Below are 21,513 nucleotides of genomic sequence, written 5' to 3' on the forward strand. Positions count from 1 at the left end.
CACACGGCGGCGCCGAGACTTCTTCCATCAAGGCATCGATCAGCGGGCATCGCAGTGCCGTGCTCAAGCGTTGCCATTGGTCAGCGAGCCTTCTAGTCGGCCCGTGGTTTCATCTCAACCCGGATGGTGTCGTCATCCGGCAGCACGAGCACCACTTGTCCGGACCGCCAGTTGCGGGTGACGAGATAGAAGTGGGCCGACGTTTTCGCAAGGGTGACGAAGCCGGTATAGCGATAGCGGTAGGGGCCACTTCCGCCGCCTTGGTCCCTGTAGGTGATCCCTGGAACATCATGAGCGATTTTGACCCGCGAATGGATAACAACACCTGGGTTGCCCGGGAAGCCTTTGTCTGCATCGATGCTGGCGTCAGTCCGGCCCGCGGATGTCGCGTAGTAGGCCACATACGTAAACAAGGCGGCCACCACCAGCCCGCCCATCATCACCTCAGCGACGAACCACACGCGTCTGCCGGTCGGTGCACGCTTGTCCGGGGAACCCCAATCTCCGGGACTCAGCCGGAAACCGAACAGGGACAGCGTCGCTCCCAGAGCTAGGACAAGTGGCGCCCACAGCCCAGGAGGTTCCCCCGTCAAGATCAGACCCGGTGCTTGCGCCACCGACTCCGGGAGGATCAAGGGGATCAACAGCACGACAGCCATGCCGGGGAGGTAGAACCACCTGGCCACCACACGACGCCGGGCCGCCTTTCGGGGGCCTGCCAGCACATGGTTTATCAGCAGCAGCAACATTGCCAGGCCCAGGCCAACAATGAACAGGACCCACATCGGGACAAAAATCGCCCGGGGGCTGTTGACCAGATATCCCTGCACCGAGAACTGGAGATCGCGCGGCGGAAGAAGGAGTAGTACGTATCCGTGTACGTGCTGCCGAAGAAGTAGAGCAAGCCGATGACGAGAGTTCCTGGCGCGAGGACGCGCGCCGCCTTGTCAAGAAAGGACATCCACCATGGAGATGCCGATGGCGACTGTCGGTCCACCCGGGGTGCACGCACACGCGGGCTCCGGCGCCGCGGCAGGCGCCGCCGTCCGTAGCCCTGAGAATCGGGCATGATCACAATGTGACCAGCCACGTCGCCGGCCAAACTCCGAGCCGCTCCATCCGGCTGACGGCGACTGGGCCTCTTCAACGGAGTCTCAATGACTCAGCCAAGCGCCGCTGTGCAAGTCCCGCGGGCGTTCGAAGGGCACGGGGCGGCCGCTGGCCACCGCTTTAGGAGCGAGGTGAGGCAAGAGACTGCGTGACCTGCGCATCCTCCGGCCTGATCAGCTCGCGGCGGAAGTGTCGTTCCGAACCCTGGTTCCCCGTGAGTCCCCGCCCGTTCTGGCACGAGAGTGGCACGGGCCGGGGAGCCCGCCACGGTCCCTCAGCTAGCCCGCTCGTTCAAGAGCCAAGCCGCTGCGCGTGGGCTCGGCTCGCCACATGGCCGCCAGCTGGGGGTAGGACTCGATGAATTGGCGCATCTCTCCCAGCGCGGCGATCCTCGGCGCGCCGATCTCGTCGTAGTCGAACCCGGTGTCCTGGTGTCTGAGGCGGTCGAGATCTGCCCATGCCGGGTCCGCGGCGAAGATGAGTTGCAGTTCCACCTTCCAGTATTCCGGCTGCCAGTCGGGGTCATCTCGGTCGTCGGATTCGCTGACCGCGAGCAGTCGACTGAAGGACAGCGCAGGATGGTTGTCGTTCCATCCCCACTTGCCCCACTCGACGATGAAGCCGTCACCGTCGTTCTCAGGCCGCTCGATCCCTTGGACCTCGATCTGGAGGAACTCGCCGAAGGCCTCCCAGGCGGCAGCGACGTCGCGTACTGCATCGGGGTCGACCGCATGCTGTCTCAAGATGCGCGCGAATACGTCCACGCTAGATCTCCATGGAATGGGCATGCGGGATGCTAGCGCGCCGCTCCCGGATGGCTCTGGGATCGCACCTGGGTCGCTGGTACTGGAAGCAGAGTTTGAGATCCGGCCGCATCCCCATCAGGTCGATCACAGGGGTCGGCCACGTCAACCAACTAGCCCTGCGCATCGACCGATCGTTCACTGAGGTCCGGCTTCGTCCGCTGCGGTTCGCGCTTGTTGGTGTCAGCCACTGGTGTCAGCCGCCGCACGCACGTCACTCTAGGCGCGGTCGCGTTGGGAACGCATCCGCCGGTAGATCGCGTGACAGGCGGGCAGCATCAGGAGCCCGGCAGCGAGCGGCCAGAACAGAGATGCTCCCTCACGGTGCATCTTCACCCCCGCTGCCAAGAGGATCGCGGAGACGATGAGGCTCAGATAGGGCATCGCCTTCTCCACCGGTCCGCCATCCCTGAACGGGTTGTCCATGCTCGCCCTCTCCATCTATGAGGAGCGGCACTGTACCGCGCGGGCGGTGGAGGCTTAACGACCCGGTCAAGCTCGCCGGCCCGTTCCTGGAGCACCAGTTTGGAAGATCGCGTACGCGGATCCGGGCTGAGCTGGCGAGACGCTGACCTGTGCGTTTCCGCACTGATTGCCATGACTCCCCGCCGTTCCCCGTCGGGCACCCCCTCTTCGGGCACGCGGGGGGGGACGCGTGGCTCTCTGCTGCGTTCTCGGCCCTCCTGGGCCGGTCCAGTGTTGGTCGACTTCTGGGCTGCCTGTGGACCGTGCAAGATGATTTCTCTGATGCTGGACGACATCGCCTCGGCGTACGAGGGCAGGCTCACCGTGGGTAAGCTCAACATCGACGACCACCCGGAGACGGCGCCAAAGTTCCGAGCGTTCCCGCGGCCGCACGGCCCGGGACGAAGGGGCGCCGGGAGGTACTGGCGCCCCTTTGCCGTGCGCGGGGTCCGTCGGGCGTACGCGGCCGGTTCCCCGGGCGCACGCCGACCGGATCCTCAGGCGTACGCGGCGACGTCCTTGACGATCGCGAAGCCGAGTCCGTACGCGCTCATGCCCCGCCCGTAGGCGCCGACGTGCACGCCGGACCCGGTGGTGCCGGCCAGCACCCAGCCGAACTCGGACTCCCGGTAGTAGAAGGGCACGGGCACCCCGTCGACCGGCAGCGAGAGTCCGGACCACTCCGGTCCCCCGAGGTCGTCGGCCAGCGCCCAGGCGGTCTCGGTCTGCTGGTCCAGCCAGTCGTCGCGCAGGGTGTGGTCCATCTGCCCGGGCCAGGTGAAGGACAGCAGCCCCACGCCCGCGAGCCAGGCCGCCGAGGAGACCGACGTCGCCTCCAGCAGTCCCGTGCCGTCGGCGCTGCGGCGGGACGGGTTCGCGGCCACGGTGACGACGACCGCGAACTTCTCGCGCGGCTCGTCCGCAGCCGCGGCCATGTGCTCGTTGCGCACGGAGGGCTCGTCGCCGTGCCCGATCGAACCGTGCTCCACGGCGCCGTCGGCCGCCGTACCGACCTGCATCAGCCAGCGCGGCCCCGTGAAGGCCTCGTCGAGGCCGTACCAGGGGAAGGGCGCCCGCAGGTACCCGTCGATGGTGCGCGGGGCGGAGGGGGCCGGTTGCCCGCCCTCCGCGGCCGGCGCGTCTGCGCCCACCCGACTTGTCGTCTCCATCTGCCCGGACGCCTCCTCGCTCTCGTCGGACCGGGAGGCCCGCCCCCCTTCGGGCGTACTCGTCCGGTCCGCACAACAACTCGGCAGCATATCCACACCGGTGAGGGCAGCAGGGAAACCGCCCGGCGCGTGGGTCGCGCGGACGGCCCACCGGGGTCCTGTGCGACGTGAACGGGCTGTGAAGTGCGTCACTCCGGCCCGGTTAGGATCAGGTGGCGTCCGCGTCGAACGGCGGAGGGGCGCCCTTGCCGGGCTCCTCGGGCTTCTTGGCCATGTCGATCCGCCCGCCCGACGAGGAGGACGAGCCCTGGCCGTCGCGGCTGTGCACCGCGTCGGTGACCTCGGCCATCTCCTTCTTCAGGTCGAAGCCGTTGCGGATCTCCTTCAGCCCCAGGTCCTCGTTGTCCAGCTGCTTGCGGATGAAGTTCTTGGGGTTGAGGTCCTCGAACTCGAAGTCCTTGAACTCCGGGCCGAGTTCGGTGCGGATGTCCTGCTTGGCGCTCTCCGAGAACTCGCGGATCTTCCGGATCGTCCGCATGACGTCCTGGATGACCTTGGGGAGCTTGTCCGGACCGAAGACGAGCACGGCGAGAACAATGATGGTCACCAGCTCGAGTGGTCCTATGTCATTGAACACCTGACGCTCCTTGCGATCCTCGGTCGCTCAACGGTACCCGGCCCACCTGTCGGACGGGTACCGCCCGGTGGTGAGACTTGGGTCAGTTCCGTCCGGAGGACGGCTCGGAGACGGCCGAGGGGGTGACGGAGGCCGAGGGCGTGTCGGGAACGGGGGCGTTCAGCGGGACCGGACCGTTCACCCGGGGCGTCGCGGGCCACGACGTCAGGGGCAGCGGCGTGATGTCGTCCAGCGGGCGTATCAGCGGGGAGACCGCGGCGGCGCCGGCCATCACGGGCGCCGTCAGATCGCGCATGACGTCCTGGACCTGCCCCGCGAGGGGCGGCTGGGCGCCGGGCAGCAGCGGGGCGGACAGGGAGGTCGGCGCCGCCGGACCCGGGCCGAGCGGGCTGCCGCCCTGGGCGAGCAGCGGACCCACGGCACGGCGGCGCTGCGTGTCCGGCGTGACCGCGCCGGCACCCGCGCCCGCGCCCGCCGAGCGGGCCGGGACCACGTTGCCGGTGCCGGAGCCGCCGCGGGCGTCCGCGGCCAGGTCGCCGGGGATGGCGGTGGTGACGCCGCCGAGCGCGACCGCGGCCAGCGACACCGCCCCGGCGGCGGCCGCCGCGAACCGCAGTCCGCGCGAGGCGGAGCGGTCGGCGTCGCGGCCGACGGGATGCATGCGGAAGCCGCGCTGCTCGGAGGCGGGGGCCGCGGCGTGGGCCGGCACGTAGCCGAACTCGAAGCGCTCCTCGCGCCGCACGCCGAAGACGCCGGTGTCGGAGCCGCGCACGGGGAAGCCTCCCCCGGGCGCCGGCGTGCCGCCGCCGTCGAGGTCGCCTCCGCCGGGAAGGCCCTGGAGACGGGCCAGGAAGCTCTCGGAGGGGGGCGGCGGGGCCGCCTCGGCGAACACGTTCTTCAGCCGGCGCTGGACGTCCGCCTCCGCCTTGCACCGGGCGCAGGTGGCCAGGTGGGCGAGGACGCGCTCGCGCGACTCATGACCCAGCTCCCCGTCCACCAGGGCGGAGAGGCGGTCTCCCAGGTGCTGCTCGGCGAGGTGCGGCTGAGCGGGTTTCGGACGGGATCCGTTCACGCGGTCGCGCCCCCTCCCCCCAGAGCGGGGACACGGGCCACGAAGGAGCGCCGCTCGGCCTTGCGGGCCTCGGGCGACCGGTGGGCGAGGGCCTTGCGGAGCTGGGAGCGGCCGCGGTGGATGCGGGAGCGGACCGTGCCGAGCTTCACGCCGAGGGTCGCGGCGATCTCCTCGTACGACAGTCCCTCGATGTCGCAGAGCACGACCGCGGCGCGGAACTCGGGCGCGAGGGTGTCCAGCGCCTGCTGCACGTCGGCGTCGAAGTGCGCGTCGTTGAAGACCTGCTGCGGGGTCGGCTCCTTGCTGGGCAGGCGCTCGGCCGCGTCCTCGCCGAGGGCGTCGAAGCGGATGCGCTGCTTGCGCCGGACCATGTCCAGGAACAGGTTGGTGGTGATGCGGTGCAGCCAGCCCTCGAAGGTGCCCGGCGAGTACGTCGACAGGGAGCGGAAGACACGGACGAAGACCTCCTGGGTGAGGTCCTCGGCGTCGTGCTGGTTGCCCGTGAGGCGGTAGGCCAGGCGGTAGACCCGGCCGCTGTGCGTGCTGACGATCTCCTCCCAGGTGGGCGGAGTCCACGCCTGCCCGTCCGCGTCGGTGGAGAAGGTCGCGGTCTGGGCGGCGCCGGCGGTGCCGGCGGTCCGGCTGTGGTCAGCAGCAGTGTCGGTCACGGATTTCGGCTTCCCCGCCGCCCCGAGAAGACGCCTCAGCGTCCTTCTCCGGTCAACAGGCGCAGCCGCACCTCCCCTGTCAGCTCTGGTGGTGTCCAGTGGAGCCCCTACCATAGCCACCTCGCCCGTTAGGACCGGATAAGCGGTTTTACGAGAAATTGATCTGGGCTGATACGGCTCATACGGCTGCGTCAGCATGTGCTCGGCGTCCCGATCCACCGCTCGCCCCCCATCGCGTCCGGGCCCTTCGTCTCAACCCTGTAAACGCGCGGTCCCATCTGCGGGTTCCCGACGCCAACGGATACAGTCACGCCCAGGCACCCACGGGGACAGGAGAGCGTCATTACCGCCAACCGGCAGACTAGCTGGGCGTTCGCCGACGCCTATGTCGCCGAGGACGAAGCCCTGCGCTGGGCCCGCGACCGGGCCCGCGAGGCAGGGCTGCGCTCGGTGTCGCCCGGCACGGGTGCCGCGCTCCGCCTGCTCGCCGCCTCCGTGGACGCGAAGGCGGTCGCGGAGATCGGCACCGGCTGCGGGGTGTCCGGGATCCACCTGCTGCACGGCATGCGCCCGGACGGGGTGCTCACCACGGTCGACCCGGAGCCGGAGCACCAGCAGTTCGCCCGGCAGGCCTTCCGGGCCTGCGGCTTCGCCAGCAACCGGGCCCGGTTCATCCCGGGCCGCGCGCTGGACGTGCTGCCCCGGCTCGCGGACGCCGGCTACGACCTCGTCTTCTGCGACGGGGACCGGCAGGAGTACTCGGACTACCTAGCTGAATCGTTGCGCCTGCTGCGCCCGGGCGGCCTGGTGGTCTTCGAGGGGATCTTCGCCAACGGCCGCACCGTCGACTCGGGACCGCAGCCCTCGGAGGTGCTGCGGCTGCGTGAGCTGCTGCGCACGGTGCGGGAGAGCCAGGAGCTGGTGACGTCGCTGCTGCCGGTGGGCGACGGACTGCTCTGCGCCGTCAAGCGGTGAGACGGGCGCCCGGGGGGTCCGGACGCACGTCCGCCCCGGCACCGCATACGATGCCGGGGCGGACGGAAGGACAGGATCGCCGGCTCGTCAGACGACGACCTTCTTGAGGGCGTCGCCGAGCGCCTCGGCCTCGTCAGGGGTCAGCTCGACGACGAGTCGACCGCCGCCTTCGAGCGGAACGCGCATGACGATGCCCCGCCCCTCCTTGGTCACCTCGAGCGGGCCATCACCCGTCCGCGGCTTCATGGCCGCCATGCTCGTTCCCCTTCCTGAAACCAGGCTCATCGTCTGCCGAAGCCCCACGAAGGGCACCCCGCGGTCCTAGTACCGGACACGCGACACCGGCATCGAACACATTGCTTCCAGGCCATTATCCCGCATCGCAGGACCCGATGACCAACATCAGTCGGCATCGCTTGCGCAACGCGCGCGAGCAAAACCACCCAATTCGGCGATGTGGCTGCGATACTTCGCCACCGCACGGACCTGCCGCGAGCGGCGCCGCCCGCTTTTTGTTTGACGCAGGTCACACCTCCGGCAGAGCGCCCGGGCGGCGAAGTCCGCCATGCTGTCCTTCGGACCGTGGCGTACTGAGCGGTACGTCACCACTTCTCACCACTTCTCACCGGAGGAGATGCCCCATGGCCGACACCGTTCTCTACGAGGTGACCGACGGACTCGCGACGATCACGCTGAACCGCCCGGAGGCGATGAACGCGCTGAACGTCGCGACCAAGGTCGCCCTCCGGGAGGCGGCGGAATCCGCGGCCGGGGACGACGCCGTGCGGGCGATCCTGCTGACCGCGGCCGGGGACCGGGCGTTCTGCGTGGGCCAGGACCTCAAGGAGCACATCGGGCTGCTGATGACGGACCGCGAGACCGGGTCCGGGCAGACGATGACCACGGTCCGGGAGCACTACAACCCGATCGTGCGGGCGCTGACCGCGGCGGCGAAGCCGGTGGTCGCCGCGGTGAACGGGGTCGCCGCCGGGGCCGGCTTCGGCTTCGCGCTGGCCGCCGACTACCGGGTGGTGGCCGACACCGCGGCCTTCAACACCTCGTTCGCCGGCGTCGCGCTCACCGCCGACTCGGGCATCTCCTGGACGCTGCCCCGGGTGGTCGGCCCGGGCCGCGCCACCGACCTGCTGCTCTTCCCGCGCAACATCAGCGCGCAGGAGGCCCTGGAGCTGGGCATCGCCAACCGGCTGGTGCCGGCCGCCGAGCTGCGGACCGAGGCCGAGAAGGTGGCCCGGGCCCTGGCCGAGGGCCCGACGGTGGCGTACTCGGCGATCAAGGAGGCGGTGGCCTACGGCCTGACGCACTCCCTCGCCGAGACCCTGGACAAGGAGGACGAGCTGCAGACCCGCGCGGGCAGCTCCGAGGACCACGCGATCGCGGTCCAGGCCTTCGTGAACAAGGAGAAGCCGAAGTACCTGGGCCGCTGACCCGCTAGGCCGGGTCCGCAAAGTCGCGTATGCGTCACGGGCGAACGACGCGACTTCGCGGACACGACCTAACCGAGCGGCCGGACCACCGGAGAGGTGCGGCTGACGCACCCCTCCAGGTGGTCGTCGACCAGGCCGCAGGCCTGCATCAGCGCGTACGCCGTCGTGGGGCCGACGAACTTCAGGCCCCGCCTCTTCAGCGCCTTGGACAGGGCCGTGGACTCGGGGGTGACGGCGGCGACGTCGGCCAGGGTCCGCGGCACCGGGCGGCCCGCCGGGTCGGGGGCGTGCGACCAGATCAGCTCGTCCAGCTCGCCCTCGGCCCAGCCGGCGAGCACGCGCGCGTTGGAGAGCGTCGCGTCGATCTTGGCGCGGTTGCGGATGATGCCCGGGTCGGCCAGCAGCCGCGCGCGGTCCTCGTCCGTGAACGCGGCGACCTTCTCGATGTGGAAGCCCGCGAACGCGGCGCGGAAGCCCGGGCGGCGGCGCAGGATCGTGATCCAGGAGAGGCCCGACTGGAAGGCCTCCAGGCTGACCCGCTCGAAGAGGGCGTCGTCGCCGTGGACCGGCCGGCCCCACTCCTCGTCGTGGTACGAGACGTAGTCCTCGGCGGACAGGGCCCACGGGCAGCGTGCCCTGCCGTCGGGCCCGGCCAGGGCGGCTCCGGCGGTCATCGCTGGTCCCCCTGGCCCGGCTTGTCCAGCCGGGTGTGCGCGGCGGCGCGGGCGCCGGCCAGCGCGGACTCCAGGTCGGCGATCCGGGCGTCCCGCTCGGCGAGTTCGGCGGCGAGCCGGCCGAGGGCGTCGTCCACGTCGGACATGCGGTAGCCGCGCGGCGCGAGCGGGAAGCGCAGGTTCTCCACGTCCTGGCCGCCGACCGGGCGGTCCGGGGGCAGGGGGTCCCGCAGCCGCTCCGGGGCGGCCTCCGGCAACGGGCCGCGCTCGCCGCCGCTGACCACGGCGAGTGTCACCGCGGCCACCACGACGGCCAGGGCGACGACCAGGAACAAGAACATCAGCATCGCCAGGGGTCCCCACGCTCGGTACCGGACGCTGTGCCGGAAGACGAATCTGTCAGGCTCCGATCGTGCCATGCGAGCGGGGCGGTTAGGGTCGCAGGCGGCTGTACCGAGGCACGTACGAGGAGAGGTCACAGGGGATGCTCAGGCTGGGGAAGCGGGAATTCGGGCCGCACGAGCCCGTGATCATGGCGATCGTGAACCGGACCCCGGACTCCTTCTACGACCAGGGGGCCACCTTCCAGGACGAGGCGGCCCTCGCCCGTGTGGAGCGGGCGGTGGCCGAGGGCGCCGCGATCGTCGACATCGGCGGGGTGAAGGCGGGGCCGGGCGAGGAGGTCACGGCCGAGGAGGAGGCACGCCGGACGGTGGGCTTCGTCGCCGAGGTACGCCGCCGCTTCCCCGACGTGGTCATCAGCGTGGACACCTGGCGGGCCGAGGTCGGCGAGGCGGTGTGCGAGGCGGGCGCGGACCTGCTGAACGACGCGTGGGGCGGCGTCGACCCCGCCCTCGCGGAGGTCGCCGCGCGGCACGGCGCGGGGCTGGTGTGCACGCACGCGGGCGGGGCCGAGCCCCGGACCCGCCCGCACCGGGTGGCCTATGACGACGTCGTGGCCGACGTCCTGGAGGTGACCCTGGGGCTGGCGGAGCGCGCCGTCGCCCTCGGGGTGCCCCGCGAGTCGGTGCTGATCGATCCCGGACACGACTTCGGCAAGAACACGCGGCACAGCCTGGAGGCGACGCGGCGGCTGGACGAGATGGTCGCCACGGGGTGGCCCGTGCTGGTGTCGCTGTCCAACAAGGACTTCGTGGGCGAGACGCTGGACCGGCCGGTGAAGGAACGGCTGATCGGCACGCTGGCGACGACCGCGGTGTCGGCGTGGTTGGGGGCGCAGGTGTACCGCGTGCACGAGGTCGCCGAGACCCGCCAGGTGCTGGACATGGTCGCGTCCATCGCCGGCCACCGCCCCCCTGCGGTGGCCCGCCGCGGCCTGGCGTAGCCGAGGGCGGAGCGCAAGCGGGGCCGGGGCTCAGCCCCGGCCCCGGCCACTCCCCGGCACAGCGCCTAGCGCCCCGCCTCCTTGGACACCAGCGCCACCGCTTCCTCGACCTCGTCGGTCACGTGGAACAGCAGCAGGTCCTTCTCGGTCGCCTTCCCCTGGGCCACCAGCGTGTTCTTCAGCCAGGACACCAGCCCGCCCCAGTACTCGGTGCCGAACAGCACGATCGGGAAGCGGGTCACCTTCTGGGTCTGGACCAGCGTGAGGGCCTCGAAGAACTCGTCCAGGGTGCCCAGGCCGCCCGGCAGCACCACGAAGCCCTGCGCGTACTTGACGAACATCATCTTGCGGACGAAGAAGTAGCGGAAGTTCAGGCCGATGTCGACGTAGGGGTTCAGTCCCTGCTCGAAGGGCAGCTCGATGCCCAGCCCGACCGAGGTGCCGCCGGCCTCGCAGGCGCCCTTGTTGGCCGCCTCCATGGCGCCCGGGCCGCCGCCGGTGATCACCGCCCAGCCGGCCTCGACCAGCCCGCGGCCGAGCCGCACGCCCGCGTCGTACTCCGCGGAGTCCACCGGTGTCCGGGCGGAGCCGAACACGCTGATCGCGGGCGGGAGTTCGGCCAGCGTGCCGAAGCCCTCGACGAACTCCGACTGGATCCGCAGCACCCGCCAGGGGTCGGTGTGGACCCAGTCGGCGGGGGCGCGCTCGTCCAGCAGCCGCTGGTCGGTCGTGCTGGCCGTCACCTTGTCCCGCCGTCGGAGGACCGGTCCGAGCCGCTGCTCGTCCGGCGGCTGCTTCTTCCCCAGGGGGTTGCCGGTCGCCATGTGCGCTCCCTCCGCTTGCGGGTAGTACGGCCCCAGCCTAGATCCACGCGGGTTTCGGACGGGGGACGTGAGCATGTCCGGCGTGCGGCGCCCGGTGGCCCCCGCTACGCGGTGAGCCAGGACCGCAGCCGCTCCTCGCCCGCGAGGATCTTGGCCACTTCTACCCGCTCGTCCCGCTTGTGTGCCAGGTGCGGGTTGCCGGGGCCGTAGTTGACGGCGGGCACGCCGAGCGAGGAGAAGCGGGAGACGTCCGTCCAGCCGTATTTGGGCTGCGGGGTGCCGCCCACCGCCTCGATGAAGGCCGCGGCGGCCGGGTGGGAGAGGCCGGGCAGCGCGCCGGGGCTGTGGTCGTCGATCACGAACTCCTCCACCCCGCAGTCCGCGAACACCTCGCGGACGTGCTCGACCGCCTCCTCCTCGGTGCGGTCGGGGGCGTAGCGGAAGTTGACCGTCACCACGCACTCGTCGGGGATGACGTTGCCCGCCACTCCCCCGGATATCCCCACGGCGTTGAGGCCCTCCCGGTACTCCAGGCCGTCGATGACCGGCCACCGCGGCTCGTAGGAGGCGAGCCGGGCCAGGATCGGGGCGGCCGCGTGGATGGCGTTGGAGCCCATCCAGCCGCGCGCCGAGTGAGCCCGCTCGCCCCGGGTCTTCAGCAGCACCCGCAGCGTGCCCTGGCAGCCGCCCTCGACCTGGGCGTCGGAGGGCTCCAGCAGGACCGCGAAGTCGCCGCGCAGCCAGTCCGGGTGGGCCTCGGCGACGTGCCGCAGGCCGTTGAGCTCGGCGGCGACCTCCTCGTTGTCGTAGAAGACGAAGGTCAGGTCGCGGTTGGGGGCGGGGACCGTCGCCGCGATGCGCAACTGCACCGCCACGCCCGACTTCATGTCGCAGGTGCCGCAGCCCCACAGCACGCCGTCCTCGTCGAGCCGGGACGGCACGTTGTCGGCGATGGGAACGGTGTCGATGTGGCCGGCCAGCACGACCCGCTCCGCGCGGCCCAGATCGGTGCGCGCGATCACGTTGTTGCCGTGGCGGTCGACCGTCAGGTGCGGAAGGGCGCGCAGGGCGGCCTCGATGGCGTCCGCGAGGGGCTTCTCGGTGCCGCTCTCGGACGGGAAGTCCACGAGCCGGGCGGTGAGCTCGGCGGCGTCCAGCGTGAGGTCAAGCGAGGTGTCGGCCATGGTCCCGACCCTAGGCCATGGCCTCGGGACGGGTCCGCGCCGCGCTGTGCGGAACCCGCCGCCCGGGGCGGTAGGGCCTCCAGTACCTTGTACGCGTGCCAGAGCCGTCCCCCACCCGTCCCAAGCGTCGCGGCCGCCTCCTGCGTTTCGGCGCCGCGCTGTTGGTCCTGTGCGGCGTCGCCGCCTACCTCGTGGTGCAGTACGTCACCGGCGGTCCGGGCGCCCGCGGCTGCAGGGTGGTCGCCGCCGGCGACGACGGGCCGTCGTACGAGTTCACGCCCGAGCAGGCGGTGAACGCGGCGACGATCGCCGCCGTGGGCACCGGGCGGAACATGCCGGAGCGGGCCATAACCATCGCGCTGGCGACCGCCCTCCAGGAGTCGGGCCTGCGCAACCTCGAACACGGCGACCGCGACTCCATCGGCCTGTTCCAGCAGCGGCCCTCGCAGGGCTGGGGCACCGAGCGGCAGATCATGGACCCGGCCTACGCGGCGGGCATCTTCTACGCCCACCTGGCCAAGGTGCCGGACTACGCCGGCCTGCCGCTGACGGTGGCCGCGCAGCGGGTGCAGCGCAGCGGCTACCCGGAGGCGTACGCCAAGCACGAGCCGGACGCCGAGCTGCTGGCGGCCGCGCTGACCGGCCGCGCGGCGGCCTCGCTGACGTGCGCCGGCCGCCCGGAGCGCACCGCGCGGGCGACGGGCCCGGACGCGGTACGGGCGGCGCTGGTACGGGACTTCGGGCGGGACGCGCTACAGGAGACGAACGCCGTGGTGGGCGGTACGCCGGTGCCCTCGCCGTCGCCGTCGCCGAGCGTGACGGCGACCGCGCACGGGCGGACGGTGACCGTGCCGGTGTCCGAGAGCGCGCGGGGGGCCGCGGGCGCGACGGGCGAGCGGGAGCGCGAGCGGGGCTGGCAGCTGGCGCACTGGGCGGTGGCCAACTCCTCGGCGCTGCACATCCAGCGGGTGTCCTACGCGGACCGGGAGTGGACCGCGCGGGACGGCGGCGGCACCTGGCACCGGGTCGGCGCGGACGGCGCCGGCGGTGCGGAGAAGTCCGCGGGGTCGGTCCGGATCGTGGCCGGACAGTAGTACGGGGACTCCCCCGGCCGGGTTGCGCGGCCGCGCGGCGGGCGCGTCCGCGGCCGGGGGCGGACGGCTCTTCGACGGCCCTTGGGATTCAAGGGCCGTAAGGTTTCTGCACCACCCCCGAGGGGCCACCTTTGCCCGTTTTTATCCACAAACGATAATGCGATGCGTTGCGCATTCTTTACCTTCGGCGTCCGCAACCTTCATCGGCCTCGAGCGGTAAGCACGGCGTCCGGGCCCGGCCCGGGCTCACCACCGTTCCTCCCGTCGAATGGAGCATCATGTCCCTCCCCCTGACCCGCCGGATCGCCCGTGCCGCGCTGCTCGTCGCAGCGGGAGCGGCCGCCGGGGTCGGTGCGGCCGGCTCTGCCGGCGCGGCCACGAACCAGCCGGTGGCCACCCCGGAGCTGGGCGGCCTGACCGCGCTGGACAGCGCGGCCAACGTCGGCAGCACCGTCGACGGTGCGACGCAGCACGTCACCGGCATCGCCGGCAACACGGGCGGCAAGGCGGTCAAGAAGGCGGGCCCGTCCGTGGCCAGGACCGGCGCCGGCACCGTGAAGAAGGCGGCGCCCGCGGCGAAGGACGCGGCCGGGAACGCGGCCCGGGCGGCCGGCGGCGTCATCGGGCGCACCGCGACCGGTGCGGCGGGCGGGCTGTCCACAGGCTCGCTGACCCAGGGCGGGCTGCCGACGTCGTCCCTGCCGGCCGCGCAGCTCCCGCTCGGCGGCTGAGCTCCGCCGTCACCGGCGCACGGCCGACGGGGTCCGGGAAACGCTCCCGGACCCCGTTCGCGTGTGCGGTGACGGCCTAAACCGCCAGGCGCTCCACGGCCGCGCGCACCCGCTCGTCCGTCGCGGTGAGGGCCACGCGCACGAACCGGTCGCCGGCCTCGCCGTAGAAGTCGCCGGGCGCGACCAGGATGCCCAGGCCGGCCAGATGGGCGACGGTGTCCCAGCAGGACTCGTCGCGGGTCGCCCACAGGTAGAGGCTGGCCTCGCTGTGCTCGATGCGGAAGCCGTGGCCGAGCAGGGCCTCGCGCAGCAGCGCGCGGCGGGCGGCGTAGCGCTCGCGCTGGACGCGCACGTGCTCGTCGTCGCCCAGCGCCGCCACCACCGCGGCCTGCGTCGGCGCCGAGGTCATCATGCCGCCGTGCTTGCGGATCTCCAGCAGCGGGCCCAGCACGGCCGGGTCGCCCGCGACGAACGCGGCGCGGTAGCCGGCCAGGTTGGACCGCTTGGAGAGCGAGTGGACGGCCACGATGCCGTCGTAGGAGCCGCCGTTGACGTCCGGGTGCAGGACCGACACCGGGTCGGCCTCCCAGCCCAGCTCCAGGTAGCACTCGTCGGAGACCAGGAGCACGCCGTGGGCGCGGGCCCAGGCGACGATCTCCGTCAGCTCGCCCTTGGACAGGACCTTGCCGGTCGGGTTCGACGGGGAGTTGAGCCACAGCAGCCGGAGGTTCGCCGGGTCCAGGTCGCACGGGTCGTCGTAGACCTCGTACCCGGCGCGGGCCAGGCGGGCGCCGACCTCGTACGTCGGATAGGCCAGACGCGGGTACGCGACCTTGTCGCCCGGGCCCAGGCCGAGCTGGGTGGGGAGCCAGGCCACCAGTTCCTTGGAGCCGACGATCGGCAGGACGTGCCGGTGGGTGACGTCCCGCGCGCCCAGCCGGCGCTCCAGCCAGCCGGTGATCGCGTCGCGCAGCGCCGGGGTGCCCCAGACCGTCGGGTAGCCCGGCGAGTCGGCCGCGTCGACCAGCGCCTTCTGGATCAGTTCGGGGACCGGGTCGACCGGCGTGCCGACGGACAGGTCGACGATGCCGCCGGGGTGGGCCGCGGCCGTCTTCTTGTACGGCTCCAGCTTGTCCCAGGGGAAGGCCGGGAGCCGGTCGGAGACTGCGGACACGGGTGCTGGCTCACTTTCTGCTTCGGAGAACGCCACGGTCCCGTACGGCGCTGATCGAGGTGATCGGCCGTACGGGACCGGGGCGGCGCGCTGCGGGCCGCTGGGCCGCCGCCCAGCGGGTCACTAGGCCTGCGGCGGCAGCGCGGCGATGAAGGGGTGGTCCCGCTCGATCAGGCCCAGCTTGCTGGCCCCGCCGGGGGAACCCAGCTCGTCGAAGAACTCGACGTTCGCCTTGTAGTAGTCCTTCCACTCCTCCGGAGTGTCGTCCTCGTAGAAGATCGCCTCAACCGGGCAGACCGGCTCACAGGCACCACAGTCGACGCATTCGTCCGGGTGGATGTACAAGGACCGCTGGCCCTCGTAGATGCAGTCGACCGGGCACTCCTCGATGCACGCCTTGTCCTTCACGTCGACACAAGGCTGCGCGATGACGTAGGTCACGCTGTCGTTCCTCCTCGATAGGGCGCTGGCGGGCCTCCGTAGGCTCCGCCGCCTGGCGCGCGGGAGCGCGGCGTCGTCGATGCCCGCCCCTAGTATCTCCGTTCTGGGGCAAGATCCGAACAGGAGGGGTGAACTGACCAGTGGAAATCTCGGCGCACGGACGCCTCGAGGTCCGCATCACCGCTGCTGACGTGGGAAAACGCGTCTCGGTACGGCGTTTGAGCGAGCCCGGGACGGGGCCGGAGAAGTTCACCGACACGGTCGGTGTTCTCACATCATGGGACGACGGCGTGCTCATGATCACATCGCGGGACGGGCGGAACGTCCGGTTCGCGGAGTCCGCGCTGGTCGCGGGCAAGGTGATCCCGGCCGCACCGGCCCGCCGCCGGGGCCCCTCCGCCACCTACGCGGAGCTGGCCCGGGTCGCCGCCCGGGCGTGGCGGCCGGTGGAGAGCGAGCGGCTGGGCGAGTGGGAGCTGCGCGCGGCCCAGGGGTTCACCCGGCGCGCCAACAGCGTGCTGCCGCTCGGCGAACCGGGGCTCGGCCTCGACGCCGCCCTGGAGGCCGTGCGGCGCTGGTACGGCGAGCGGGGCCTGCCCGCCTACGTGCAGACCGCCACCGGCGCCGAGGGCACGCAGGAGCTGCTGTGCGCGGAGCTGGAGCGGCGCGGCTGGGTGCGCGAGGTGACCGCCGAGCTGTGGACCGGGGCGCTGGCGCCGCTCGCGGACGCCGCGGAGGGAGCCGGGGTGGCGCTGTCCCGGGAGGCGGACGAGGCGTGGCTCGCCCGGTACCAGCGCAAGGGGGTGAGCGAGGCGGCCCTGCGGGTGCTGGGGTCGGGGTCCTCCCGCCCGGGCGGGGCCGGGAGCGGGGAAGGCCCCTCGGTGTGGTTCGCGACCGTGCCCGGCGCCGCCGGCGAGGCTCCGGCGGCCATCGGACGGTGCGTGGTGGACGGACGCTGGGCCGGGTTCGCCGCGGTGGAAGTCGATCCCGCCCGCCGCCGGCAGGGTCTCGCCACCGAGGTGATGGCCGCGCTGGCCCGGCGGGCCCTGGACGAGGGCGCCTCGGCGGCCTGGCTGCAGGTGGAGAGCGACAACGAGGGGGCCCGGGGGCTGTACGCCCGGCTGGGCCTCGCACCCCACCACGCGTACCACCACTACCGCCTGCCGGACACCGGTGGCGCCGGAGGGCCGTAGCGATCGCCGTGGGAGGGCATGACCCAGACATGCGGCACCCTCGACTCCCGCCCCCGTACCCGCCCCCGCCGGAGCGGTCGGCGGAGCTGCGGCGGCGGTTCGGCGCCGAGGCCCGGTCCGAGCGGCCGGACCTGTCGGCGCTGTGCCTGCTGATCGGCGCGGAGGCGGACGGCTCGCTGGGCGAGGACGGGATCGACGCGGCCCAGCAGGAGCTGGACGGGCTGGCCGGGCGGCTGCCGTACCGGCCGGGCGGGCCGCGGGCGTGGGCGGAGGCGGTGTGCCGGCTCCTGGGCGAGGGCGAGGCGTTCCACGGCGTCCCCGCCGACTACCAGCGGCTGGAGTCCTCGCTGCTGCACGAGGTGCTGCGGCGGCGGCGCGGGCTGCCGATCCTGCTGTCGGTGGTGTGGCTGGAGGTCGCCCGGCGGGCCGGGGCGCCGGTGTACGGGGTCGCGCTTCCGGGGCACTTCGTGGTCGGGTTCGGGACGGCGCGGGAGCAGGTGCTGGCCGATCCGTTCGACGGCGGGCGGGTGCTGACCGGTACGGACGCCGAGCTGCTGGTGGCCGGGGCGACCGGGGCGCCGTTGCAGCCGTCGATGCTGGAGCCCGCGCCCCCGCTGGAGGTCGTGCAGCGCATCCTCAACAACATCCGGGCGTGGGCCTCCGCCCGTCCCGAGCGGTCGGACGTCGCGCTGTGGGCGGTGGAGCTGAGCCTGCTGCTGCCCGCGCATCCGGCCCGGCTGCGCTACGAGCGCGGTCAGCTGCTGGTGCAGCGGGGCCAGTTCGAGGAGGGCGCCACGGAGCTGGACGCGTACGCGCATCTGATCGAGGTGGTCGACGAACCGGCCGCCGACCGGGTGCGCCGCCAGGCCCGGACCGCCCGGGCGATGCTCAACTAGGAGGCCGGGCCCGGCCCGGGTCTCAGAGCCAGCCCTTCTCACGGGCCGTGCGGACCGCCTCCGCCCGGTTGCGGACCGCGAGTTTCTGGATGGCCGTGGAGAGGTAGTTGCGGACCGTGCCCTGGGACAGGTGCAGGGCCGCCGCGAGTTCCGCGTTGGTGGATCCGTCGGCCGCCGCGCGCAGGATCTCGCGTTCGCGGTCGGTGAGGGGGTTGGCGCCCTCCGCGAGGGCGGCGGCGGCCAGCGTGGGGTCGATGACCCGTTCCCCGGCGAGCACCTTGCGCACCGCGGCGGCGAGTTGGGCGGCCGGCGCGTCCTTGACCAGGAAGGCGTCGGCGCCGGCCTCCATCGCGCTGCGCAGGTAGCCGGGGCGGCCGAAGGTGGTGAGCACGACGAGTTTCACGTCGGGGAACTCCCGGCGCACCCGGGCCGCCGCCTCGATGCCGGTGCAGCCGGGCATCTCGATGTCGAGCAGGGCCACGTCCACGCCGTGCGCGCCGACGGCCGCCTGCACCTCGTCGCCGCGCGCCACCTGGGCGACGACCTCGATGTCGTCCTCAAGGCCGAGCAGGGCGGCCAGCGCCTCACGGACCATCGACTGGTCCTCGGCGAGGAGGACCTTGATCGGGCTGCTCATGCCCGGATCCTACGTGCCCTCAGGGCGTCAGCGGCACACGGGCGACCAGCCGGAAGCCCTGCCGGGCACGCCCGGCCTCCAGCATCCCGCCGGCCTTCTCCAGCCGCTCCGTCAGGCCGGTCAGGCCGTTGCCCCGGTCGCCGCCGGAGCCGCCGGACCCGTCGTCCTCCACGGAGAGTTCGAGCATCGGGCCGTCCAGGGTCTGGCGGTGCAGGAGCTGGACGACGCAGCGGCGGGCGCCGCTGTGCCGGACCACGTTGGTGACCGCCTCGCGCAGCGCCCAGGCGAGCGCCGCCTCGCTGTCCTCCCCGGCGCCGGCGAGGTCCGGCTCGGCGGGCAGCACGGCGCTCACCCCGGCCGCGGTCAGCGCGACCTGGGCGCCGGCCAGCTCGGCGGACAGCCGGGGGCGCCGGTACCCGGTGACGGCCTCCCGGACGTCCACCAGGGCCTGGCGGCTGACCTGTTCGATGTCGGCGACCTGCTGGGCCGCCTTGTCGGGGTGCCCGGGCAGCATCCGGCCGGCCAGCTCGCTCTTCAGCGTGATCAGGGACAGCGAGTGGCCGAGGAGGTCGTGCAGGTCCCGGGCGAGCCTCAACCGCTCCTCGTTGGCGGCGAGATGGGCGACGGTGGCCCGGGCCTCGCGCAGCTCGACCGTGGTGCGGATGAGCTGGACGACGCCGGTCATCGCGAATCCGATGAGCACCACCACCAGCACCAGGTTCCAGGCCGTCTCCAGGTCGGTGGCCAGGCCGACCAGCATCATCACCGCGCCGGTCGCCGGGACCGCCCAGTAGGCCGCCCGGAGCGGCAGGGCCGCCCCGCAGGCGACGGAGACGTAGCAGAACAGGCCGAGCCAGGCGGCGCCGAGCGTGAGGCACAGCACGACGGCCAGCAGGCAGAGGACGACGATGAGGCCGGCGACCAGGGGGCGGCGCATCGGCCGCCCCATGTTCCGGAAGACCAGCAGCAGGTAGACACCGGCGAACACGGTCAGGCCGAGCCAGCCGGCCGCGGTGCCGGCGGGCGTGTGGTGGCCGGCGGCCAGGTCGTGGACCGGCGAGCTCATGAAGACCAGCCAGACGCCGACCCAGACGAGCTTGCGCAGCAGCTCCCGCCGGTTGCGGGGCGTCTGCCCCAGCCCCGTCCCGCGCGGGCCGCGCGGTCCGTGCGGTCGGTCCTCGGTCGTCATGGCACTCACGCCTTCAGCGTGTCCTTCCGGTACAGCCAGGCCGCGCCGCCCGCGAAGAGGACGAAGTAGACGGCGAGGACGGCGATGTCCGTCGTGTGCGGGGCCTCGCTCTGTTCGATCGCCCGCCCCAGTGCAGCGTACGCGTGCGTCGGCAGCCACTCGGCGATGTCCTGCAGGATCCGCGGGAAGGTGGTGGAGGGCATCCACAGGCCGCCGAGGATGGACAGGCCGAAGTAGACGATCATCGTGATCGGGCGGACCGCGTCCCCGGAGGCGAGGTAGCCGATGGCGACGCCGAGCGCCGCGAAGACCAGGCTGCCCGCCCAGATGACCCCGGTGAGGGCCAGCCACTGCCAGGCGTCCAGGCGCACGTCCTTGAAGGCGGCGGCGACGAGGAACACCACGATGATGGACGGCAGGCTCACCACGGCCGCGCTCGCGGTCTTGGCGAGGACGTAGCCGCGACCGGGCAGCGGGGTCAGCCGGAGCTGCCGCACCCAGCCGCTCTCGCGCTCCTTGGCGATGCGCTCGCTGTTGCCCATGAGGACGGCGGTCAGGGCGCCGAAGGACGCCATGGAGACCATCAGGTAGGTGGCGACGGTCAGGCCGGTCGCGCCGACCTTCTCGCCGGAGCCGGCGCTGCTGGAGAAGATCAGGTAGATGAACGAGGGGTAGAGCACCGAGAAGAACAGGAACTTCTTGTTCCGCAGGGAGCGGGTCAGCTCCAGTCTGATCAGCGAGTTCATGACTGCCTGGCCTCCTCGGCCTCCGTGATGGCGACGAAGGCCTGCTCCAGGCCGAGCCCGGCGACCTCCAGGTTGCGGGGGTAGACACCGAGGCCGTACAGGCCGTGGACGGTCGCGTCGGCGTCGGACGACTGGATGCGGACGGTCTGCCCCGAGACGTCGAAGGACGTGAGGAACGGAAGCCCGCGCAGGGCCGCCTCGTCGATGGTCCCCTCCAGTTCGAAGGAGATCCGGCGGGCTCCGGCGCGCGCCTTGATCTCGGCCGCGGTGCCGTCGGCGAGGAGCCGGCCCCGGTGCAGCACCAGCACCCGGTCGGCGATGGCGTCGGCCTCTTCGAGGTAGTGGGTGGCGAAGAGGACCGTACGGCCCTGGTCGGCCTGCTCGCGCATGGTGGCCCAGAAGGCCTGGCGGGCGGAGACGTCCATGCCGGTGGTGGGCTCGTCCAGGACGATCAGGTCGCTGTCGCCGGCGGTGGCGAGGGCGAAGCGGACGCGCTGGGCCTGGCCGCCGGAGAGCTTGTTGACCTTGCGGTCGGCGATCTGCGCGATGCCCGCGCGGGCGAGGACGTCGGCCGCCTTGTACGGCCTCGGGTGCAGGGAGCAGGCCAGCTTCACCAGTTCGGCGACGGTGACCTCGTCCATCAGCCCGCCGCTCTGCAGCATGGCCCCGACCCGCCCGGCGACGATGGCCTCGCGCGGGCTGGCGCCGAACACGCCGACCGTGCCGCCGTCGGGGTGCTTGAGCCCGAGCAGGAGGTCGAGGGTGGTGGACTTGCCGGCGCCGTTCGGGCCGAGCAGTGCGACGGTCTCCCCCGGGTACAGCCGGAGCGAGAGGCCGTCGACGGCCCGCACGTCCCCGTACGTCTTGGTCACCTGGTCGAACCCGACCACCGGGGTGGTGGTGGCCGGTGCCGCTGTCGTTGTCATGTCCCCATGCTGACCGGTGGGGGCGGCGGCCCGGCAGTGTCGGCGGTCCTCGGTGCCGGATGACAGATGTCATGCGGTTGCGGTGACGCCACGGGGGTTCCGGTGACATGGCGAA

The 21,513-nt window shown here is 72.3% G+C and carries 27 protein-coding genes; 8 read left to right on the top strand and 19 right to left on the bottom strand.

The features are described 5' to 3' along the window. Positions 1-92: 92 nt before the first annotated feature. The 3 genes from ACZ7JA_RS01350 to ACZ7JA_RS01360 form a co-directional block, all read right to left on the bottom strand. Complete coding sequence (locus ACZ7JA_RS01350; protein ID WP_470806769.1) at positions 93-830, bottom strand: hypothetical protein; 738 nt, start codon at positions 828-830, stop codon at positions 93-95. Between the two features lie 558 nt (positions 831-1,388). Then, entirely contained in the window at positions 1,389-1,874 is a 486-nt protein-coding gene (locus tag ACZ7JA_RS01355) for a hypothetical protein (protein ID WP_470806770.1), read from the bottom strand. A 258-nt stretch (positions 1,875-2,132) separates the two neighbouring features. Further along, positions 2,133-2,339 carry a hypothetical protein gene (locus tag ACZ7JA_RS01360; protein ID WP_470806772.1) on the bottom strand — a complete coding sequence of 69 codons (207 nt, stop codon included), beginning with the start codon at positions 2,337-2,339 and terminating at the stop codon, positions 2,133-2,135. 171 nt (positions 2,340-2,510) lie between these two features. Here ACZ7JA_RS01360 and ACZ7JA_RS01365 point away from each other — a divergent pair, with 171 nt between their 5' ends. Beyond that, positions 2,511-2,945, top strand: a complete 435-nt coding sequence (locus ACZ7JA_RS01365) for a thioredoxin domain-containing protein (protein ID WP_470806773.1) — start codon at positions 2,511-2,513, stop codon at positions 2,943-2,945. Here ACZ7JA_RS01365 and ACZ7JA_RS01370 read toward each other — a convergent pair. The 4 genes from ACZ7JA_RS01370 to sigE all read right to left on the bottom strand — a co-directional run bounded on the left by ACZ7JA_RS01370 (position 2,876) and on the right by sigE (position 6,038). Continuing rightward, positions 2,876-3,547 carry a hypothetical protein gene (locus tag ACZ7JA_RS01370; protein ID WP_470806775.1) on the bottom strand — a complete coding sequence of 224 codons (672 nt, stop codon included), beginning with the start codon at positions 3,545-3,547 and terminating at the stop codon, positions 2,876-2,878. The two genes, ACZ7JA_RS01365 and ACZ7JA_RS01370, sit on opposite strands and share 70 nt — an antisense overlap. A 208-nt stretch (positions 3,548-3,755) precedes the next feature. Further along, the gene (locus tag ACZ7JA_RS01375; protein ID WP_351662453.1) at positions 3,756-4,184 is read right to left on the bottom strand and encodes a sec-independent translocase; all 429 of its coding nucleotides are present in this window, start codon (positions 4,182-4,184) and stop codon (positions 3,756-3,758) included. 82 nt (positions 4,185-4,266) lie between these two features. Continuing rightward, positions 4,267-5,256: an anti-sigma factor family protein gene (locus tag ACZ7JA_RS01380; protein ID WP_470806776.1), complete on the bottom strand. Its 990-nt coding sequence runs from the start codon at positions 5,254-5,256 to the stop codon at positions 4,267-4,269. Further along, on the bottom strand, positions 5,253-6,038 hold the full coding sequence (gene sigE / locus ACZ7JA_RS01385) for an RNA polymerase sigma factor SigE (RefSeq protein ID WP_351662449.1): 786 nt from the start codon (positions 6,036-6,038) through the stop codon (positions 5,253-5,255). Before sigE ends, ACZ7JA_RS01380 begins: the two co-directional genes overlap by 4 nt. Before the next feature lie 162 nt (positions 6,039-6,200). Here sigE and ACZ7JA_RS01390 point away from each other — a divergent pair, with 162 nt between their 5' ends. Then, complete coding sequence (locus tag ACZ7JA_RS01390) at positions 6,201-6,899, top strand: O-methyltransferase (RefSeq protein WP_351662982.1); 699 nt, start codon at positions 6,201-6,203, stop codon at positions 6,897-6,899. 87 nt (positions 6,900-6,986) lie between these two features. On the opposite strand, the gene ACZ7JA_RS01395 is transcribed toward ACZ7JA_RS01390, so the two are convergent. Then, positions 6,987-7,154 (bottom strand): DUF3117 domain-containing protein, encoded by a 168-nt coding sequence (locus ACZ7JA_RS01395; RefSeq protein WP_018544333.1) that lies wholly within the window; start codon positions 7,152-7,154, stop codon positions 6,987-6,989. 147 nt (positions 7,155-7,301) lie between these two features. Next, positions 7,302-7,466, bottom strand: coding sequence for a hypothetical protein (locus tag ACZ7JA_RS01400; RefSeq protein ID WP_470806777.1), 165 nt, complete (start codon positions 7,464-7,466; stop codon positions 7,302-7,304). A gap of 74 nt (positions 7,467-7,540) precedes the next feature. On the opposite strand from ACZ7JA_RS01400, the gene chcB reads away from it, so the two are divergent. Next, the gene (gene chcB, locus ACZ7JA_RS01405; protein ID WP_389304040.1) at positions 7,541-8,344 is read left to right on the top strand and encodes a 2-cyclohexenylcarbonyl CoA isomerase; all 804 of its coding nucleotides are present in this window, start codon (positions 7,541-7,543) and stop codon (positions 8,342-8,344) included. Positions 8,345-8,412: 68 nt separating this feature from the next. Here the strand turns inward: chcB and ACZ7JA_RS01410 are convergent, their stop codons facing one another. Beyond that, positions 8,413-9,018, bottom strand: a complete 606-nt coding sequence (locus tag ACZ7JA_RS01410; protein WP_389446199.1) for a DNA-3-methyladenine glycosylase I — start codon at positions 9,016-9,018, stop codon at positions 8,413-8,415. After that, entirely contained in the window at positions 9,015-9,365 is a 351-nt protein-coding gene (locus ACZ7JA_RS01415) for a DivIVA domain-containing protein (RefSeq protein ID WP_351662442.1), read from the bottom strand. The genes ACZ7JA_RS01410 and ACZ7JA_RS01415 overlap by 4 nt, the downstream gene beginning before the upstream one ends. A gap of 137 nt (positions 9,366-9,502) precedes the next feature. On the opposite strand from ACZ7JA_RS01415, the gene folP reads away from it, so the two are divergent. Continuing rightward, positions 9,503-10,363 (top strand): dihydropteroate synthase, encoded by an 861-nt coding sequence (gene folP / locus ACZ7JA_RS01420; protein WP_351662440.1) that lies wholly within the window; start codon positions 9,503-9,505, stop codon positions 10,361-10,363. Positions 10,364-10,428: 65 nt separating this feature from the next. Here folP and ACZ7JA_RS01425 read toward each other — a convergent pair whose 3' ends face one another. Beyond that, positions 10,429-11,187 (bottom strand): LOG family protein, encoded by a 759-nt coding sequence (locus tag ACZ7JA_RS01425; RefSeq protein ID WP_351662438.1) that lies wholly within the window; start codon positions 11,185-11,187, stop codon positions 10,429-10,431. A 104-nt stretch (positions 11,188-11,291) separates the two neighbouring features. Next, positions 11,292-12,371 (bottom strand): succinyl-diaminopimelate desuccinylase, encoded by a 1,080-nt coding sequence (gene dapE, locus ACZ7JA_RS01430; protein WP_351662436.1) that lies wholly within the window; start codon positions 12,369-12,371, stop codon positions 11,292-11,294. 95 nt (positions 12,372-12,466) lie between these two features. Between dapE and ACZ7JA_RS01435 the strand changes: the two genes are divergently transcribed. Both ACZ7JA_RS01435 and ACZ7JA_RS01440 read left to right on the top strand, forming a co-directional pair. Then, positions 12,467-13,465 carry a heavy metal transporter gene (locus tag ACZ7JA_RS01435; protein ID WP_351662433.1) on the top strand — a complete coding sequence of 333 codons (999 nt, stop codon included), beginning with the start codon at positions 12,467-12,469 and terminating at the stop codon, positions 13,463-13,465. 278 nt (positions 13,466-13,743) lie between these two features. Beyond that, entirely contained in the window at positions 13,744-14,196 is a 453-nt protein-coding gene (locus ACZ7JA_RS01440; protein WP_351662431.1) for an ATP-binding protein, read from the top strand. 76 nt (positions 14,197-14,272) lie between these two features. Here ACZ7JA_RS01440 and ACZ7JA_RS01445 read toward each other — a convergent pair whose 3' ends face one another. Both ACZ7JA_RS01445 and fdxA read right to left on the bottom strand, forming a co-directional pair. Further along, a complete protein-coding gene (locus ACZ7JA_RS01445) occupies positions 14,273-15,370 on the bottom strand; it encodes a bifunctional succinyldiaminopimelate transaminase/glutamate-prephenate aminotransferase (protein WP_470806779.1) in 1,098 nt (365 codons plus the stop codon). 123 nt (positions 15,371-15,493) lie between these two features. Beyond that, positions 15,494-15,811 (bottom strand): ferredoxin, encoded by a 318-nt coding sequence (gene fdxA / locus ACZ7JA_RS01450; RefSeq protein WP_004926152.1) that lies wholly within the window; start codon positions 15,809-15,811, stop codon positions 15,494-15,496. A gap of 140 nt (positions 15,812-15,951) precedes the next feature. On the opposite strand from fdxA, the gene ACZ7JA_RS01455 reads away from it, so the two are divergent. Continuing rightward, positions 15,952-17,004 carry a GNAT family N-acetyltransferase gene (locus ACZ7JA_RS01455; protein WP_470806781.1) on the top strand — a complete coding sequence of 351 codons (1,053 nt, stop codon included), beginning with the start codon at positions 15,952-15,954 and terminating at the stop codon, positions 17,002-17,004. Positions 17,005-17,033: 29 nt separating this feature from the next. Next, positions 17,034-17,900 carry a transglutaminase family protein gene (locus tag ACZ7JA_RS01460; protein ID WP_470806783.1) on the top strand — a complete coding sequence of 289 codons (867 nt, stop codon included), beginning with the start codon at positions 17,034-17,036 and terminating at the stop codon, positions 17,898-17,900. A gap of 22 nt (positions 17,901-17,922) precedes the next feature. On the opposite strand, the gene ACZ7JA_RS01465 is transcribed toward ACZ7JA_RS01460, so the two are convergent. From ACZ7JA_RS01465 to ACZ7JA_RS01480, 4 genes are read right to left on the bottom strand one after another with little or no spacing between them, the layout of a single operon-like run. Continuing rightward, positions 17,923-18,537 carry a response regulator transcription factor gene (locus ACZ7JA_RS01465; RefSeq protein ID WP_351662419.1) on the bottom strand — a complete coding sequence of 205 codons (615 nt, stop codon included), beginning with the start codon at positions 18,535-18,537 and terminating at the stop codon, positions 17,923-17,925. A gap of 19 nt (positions 18,538-18,556) precedes the next feature. Further along, entirely contained in the window at positions 18,557-19,726 is a 1,170-nt protein-coding gene (locus ACZ7JA_RS01470; RefSeq protein WP_470807131.1) for a sensor histidine kinase, read from the bottom strand. Positions 19,727-19,731: 5 nt separating this feature from the next. Then, positions 19,732-20,472: an ABC transporter permease gene (locus ACZ7JA_RS01475; protein WP_351662416.1), complete on the bottom strand. Its 741-nt coding sequence runs from the start codon at positions 20,470-20,472 to the stop codon at positions 19,732-19,734. Next, on the bottom strand, positions 20,469-21,398 hold the full coding sequence (locus ACZ7JA_RS01480) for an ABC transporter ATP-binding protein (RefSeq protein ID WP_470806785.1): 930 nt from the start codon (positions 21,396-21,398) through the stop codon (positions 20,469-20,471). Before ACZ7JA_RS01480 ends, ACZ7JA_RS01475 begins: the two co-directional genes overlap by 4 nt. Positions 21,399-21,513: the final 115 nt, after the last annotated feature.

It is taken from the genome of Streptomyces sp. NPDC038135, from assembly GCF_055601245.1.

Excerpts from the sequence above, each read along its gene's own strand:
- ACZ7JA_RS01360 (WP_470806772.1), bottom strand. The coding sequence starts at position 2,339 with ATGGACAACCCGTTCAGGGATGGCGGACCGGTGGAGAAGGCGATGCCC.
- ACZ7JA_RS01365 (WP_470806773.1), top strand. The coding sequence starts at position 2,511 with ATGACTCCCCGCCGTTCCCCGTCGGGCACCCCCTCTTCGGGCACGCGG.
- ACZ7JA_RS01370 (WP_470806775.1), bottom strand. The coding sequence starts at position 3,547 with ATGGAGACGACAAGTCGGGTGGGCGCAGACGCGCCGGCCGCGGAGGGC.
- sigE (WP_351662449.1), bottom strand. The coding sequence starts at position 6,038 with ATGGTAGGGGCTCCACTGGACACCACCAGAGCTGACAGGGGAGGTGCG.
- ACZ7JA_RS01395 (WP_018544333.1), bottom strand. The coding sequence starts at position 7,154 with ATGGCGGCCATGAAGCCGCGGACGGGTGATGGCCCGCTCGAGGTGACC.
- ACZ7JA_RS01400 (WP_470806777.1), bottom strand. The coding sequence starts at position 7,466 with ATGGCGGACTTCGCCGCCCGGGCGCTCTGCCGGAGGTGTGACCTGCGT.
- chcB (WP_389304040.1), top strand. The coding sequence starts at position 7,541 with ATGGCCGACACCGTTCTCTACGAGGTGACCGACGGACTCGCGACGATC.
- ACZ7JA_RS01410 (WP_389446199.1), bottom strand. The coding sequence starts at position 9,018 with ATGACCGCCGGAGCCGCCCTGGCCGGGCCCGACGGCAGGGCACGCTGC.
- ACZ7JA_RS01415 (WP_351662442.1), bottom strand. The coding sequence starts at position 9,365 with ATGCTGATGTTCTTGTTCCTGGTCGTCGCCCTGGCCGTCGTGGTGGCC.
- folP (WP_351662440.1), top strand. The coding sequence starts at position 9,503 with ATGCTCAGGCTGGGGAAGCGGGAATTCGGGCCGCACGAGCCCGTGATC.
- ACZ7JA_RS01425 (WP_351662438.1), bottom strand. The coding sequence starts at position 11,187 with ATGGCGACCGGCAACCCCCTGGGGAAGAAGCAGCCGCCGGACGAGCAG.
- dapE (WP_351662436.1), bottom strand. The coding sequence starts at position 12,371 with ATGGCCGACACCTCGCTTGACCTCACGCTGGACGCCGCCGAGCTCACC.
- ACZ7JA_RS01440 (WP_351662431.1), top strand. The coding sequence starts at position 13,744 with ATGTCCCTCCCCCTGACCCGCCGGATCGCCCGTGCCGCGCTGCTCGTC.
- ACZ7JA_RS01460 (WP_470806783.1), top strand. The coding sequence starts at position 17,034 with ATGCGGCACCCTCGACTCCCGCCCCCGTACCCGCCCCCGCCGGAGCGG.
- ACZ7JA_RS01465 (WP_351662419.1), bottom strand. The coding sequence starts at position 18,537 with ATGAGCAGCCCGATCAAGGTCCTCCTCGCCGAGGACCAGTCGATGGTC.
- ACZ7JA_RS01470 (WP_470807131.1), bottom strand. The coding sequence starts at position 19,726 with ATGACGACCGAGGACCGACCGCACGGACCGCGCGGCCCGCGCGGGACG.
- ACZ7JA_RS01475 (WP_351662416.1), bottom strand. The coding sequence starts at position 20,472 with ATGAACTCGCTGATCAGACTGGAGCTGACCCGCTCCCTGCGGAACAAG.
- ACZ7JA_RS01480 (WP_470806785.1), bottom strand. The coding sequence starts at position 21,398 with ATGACAACGACAGCGGCACCGGCCACCACCACCCCGGTGGTCGGGTTC.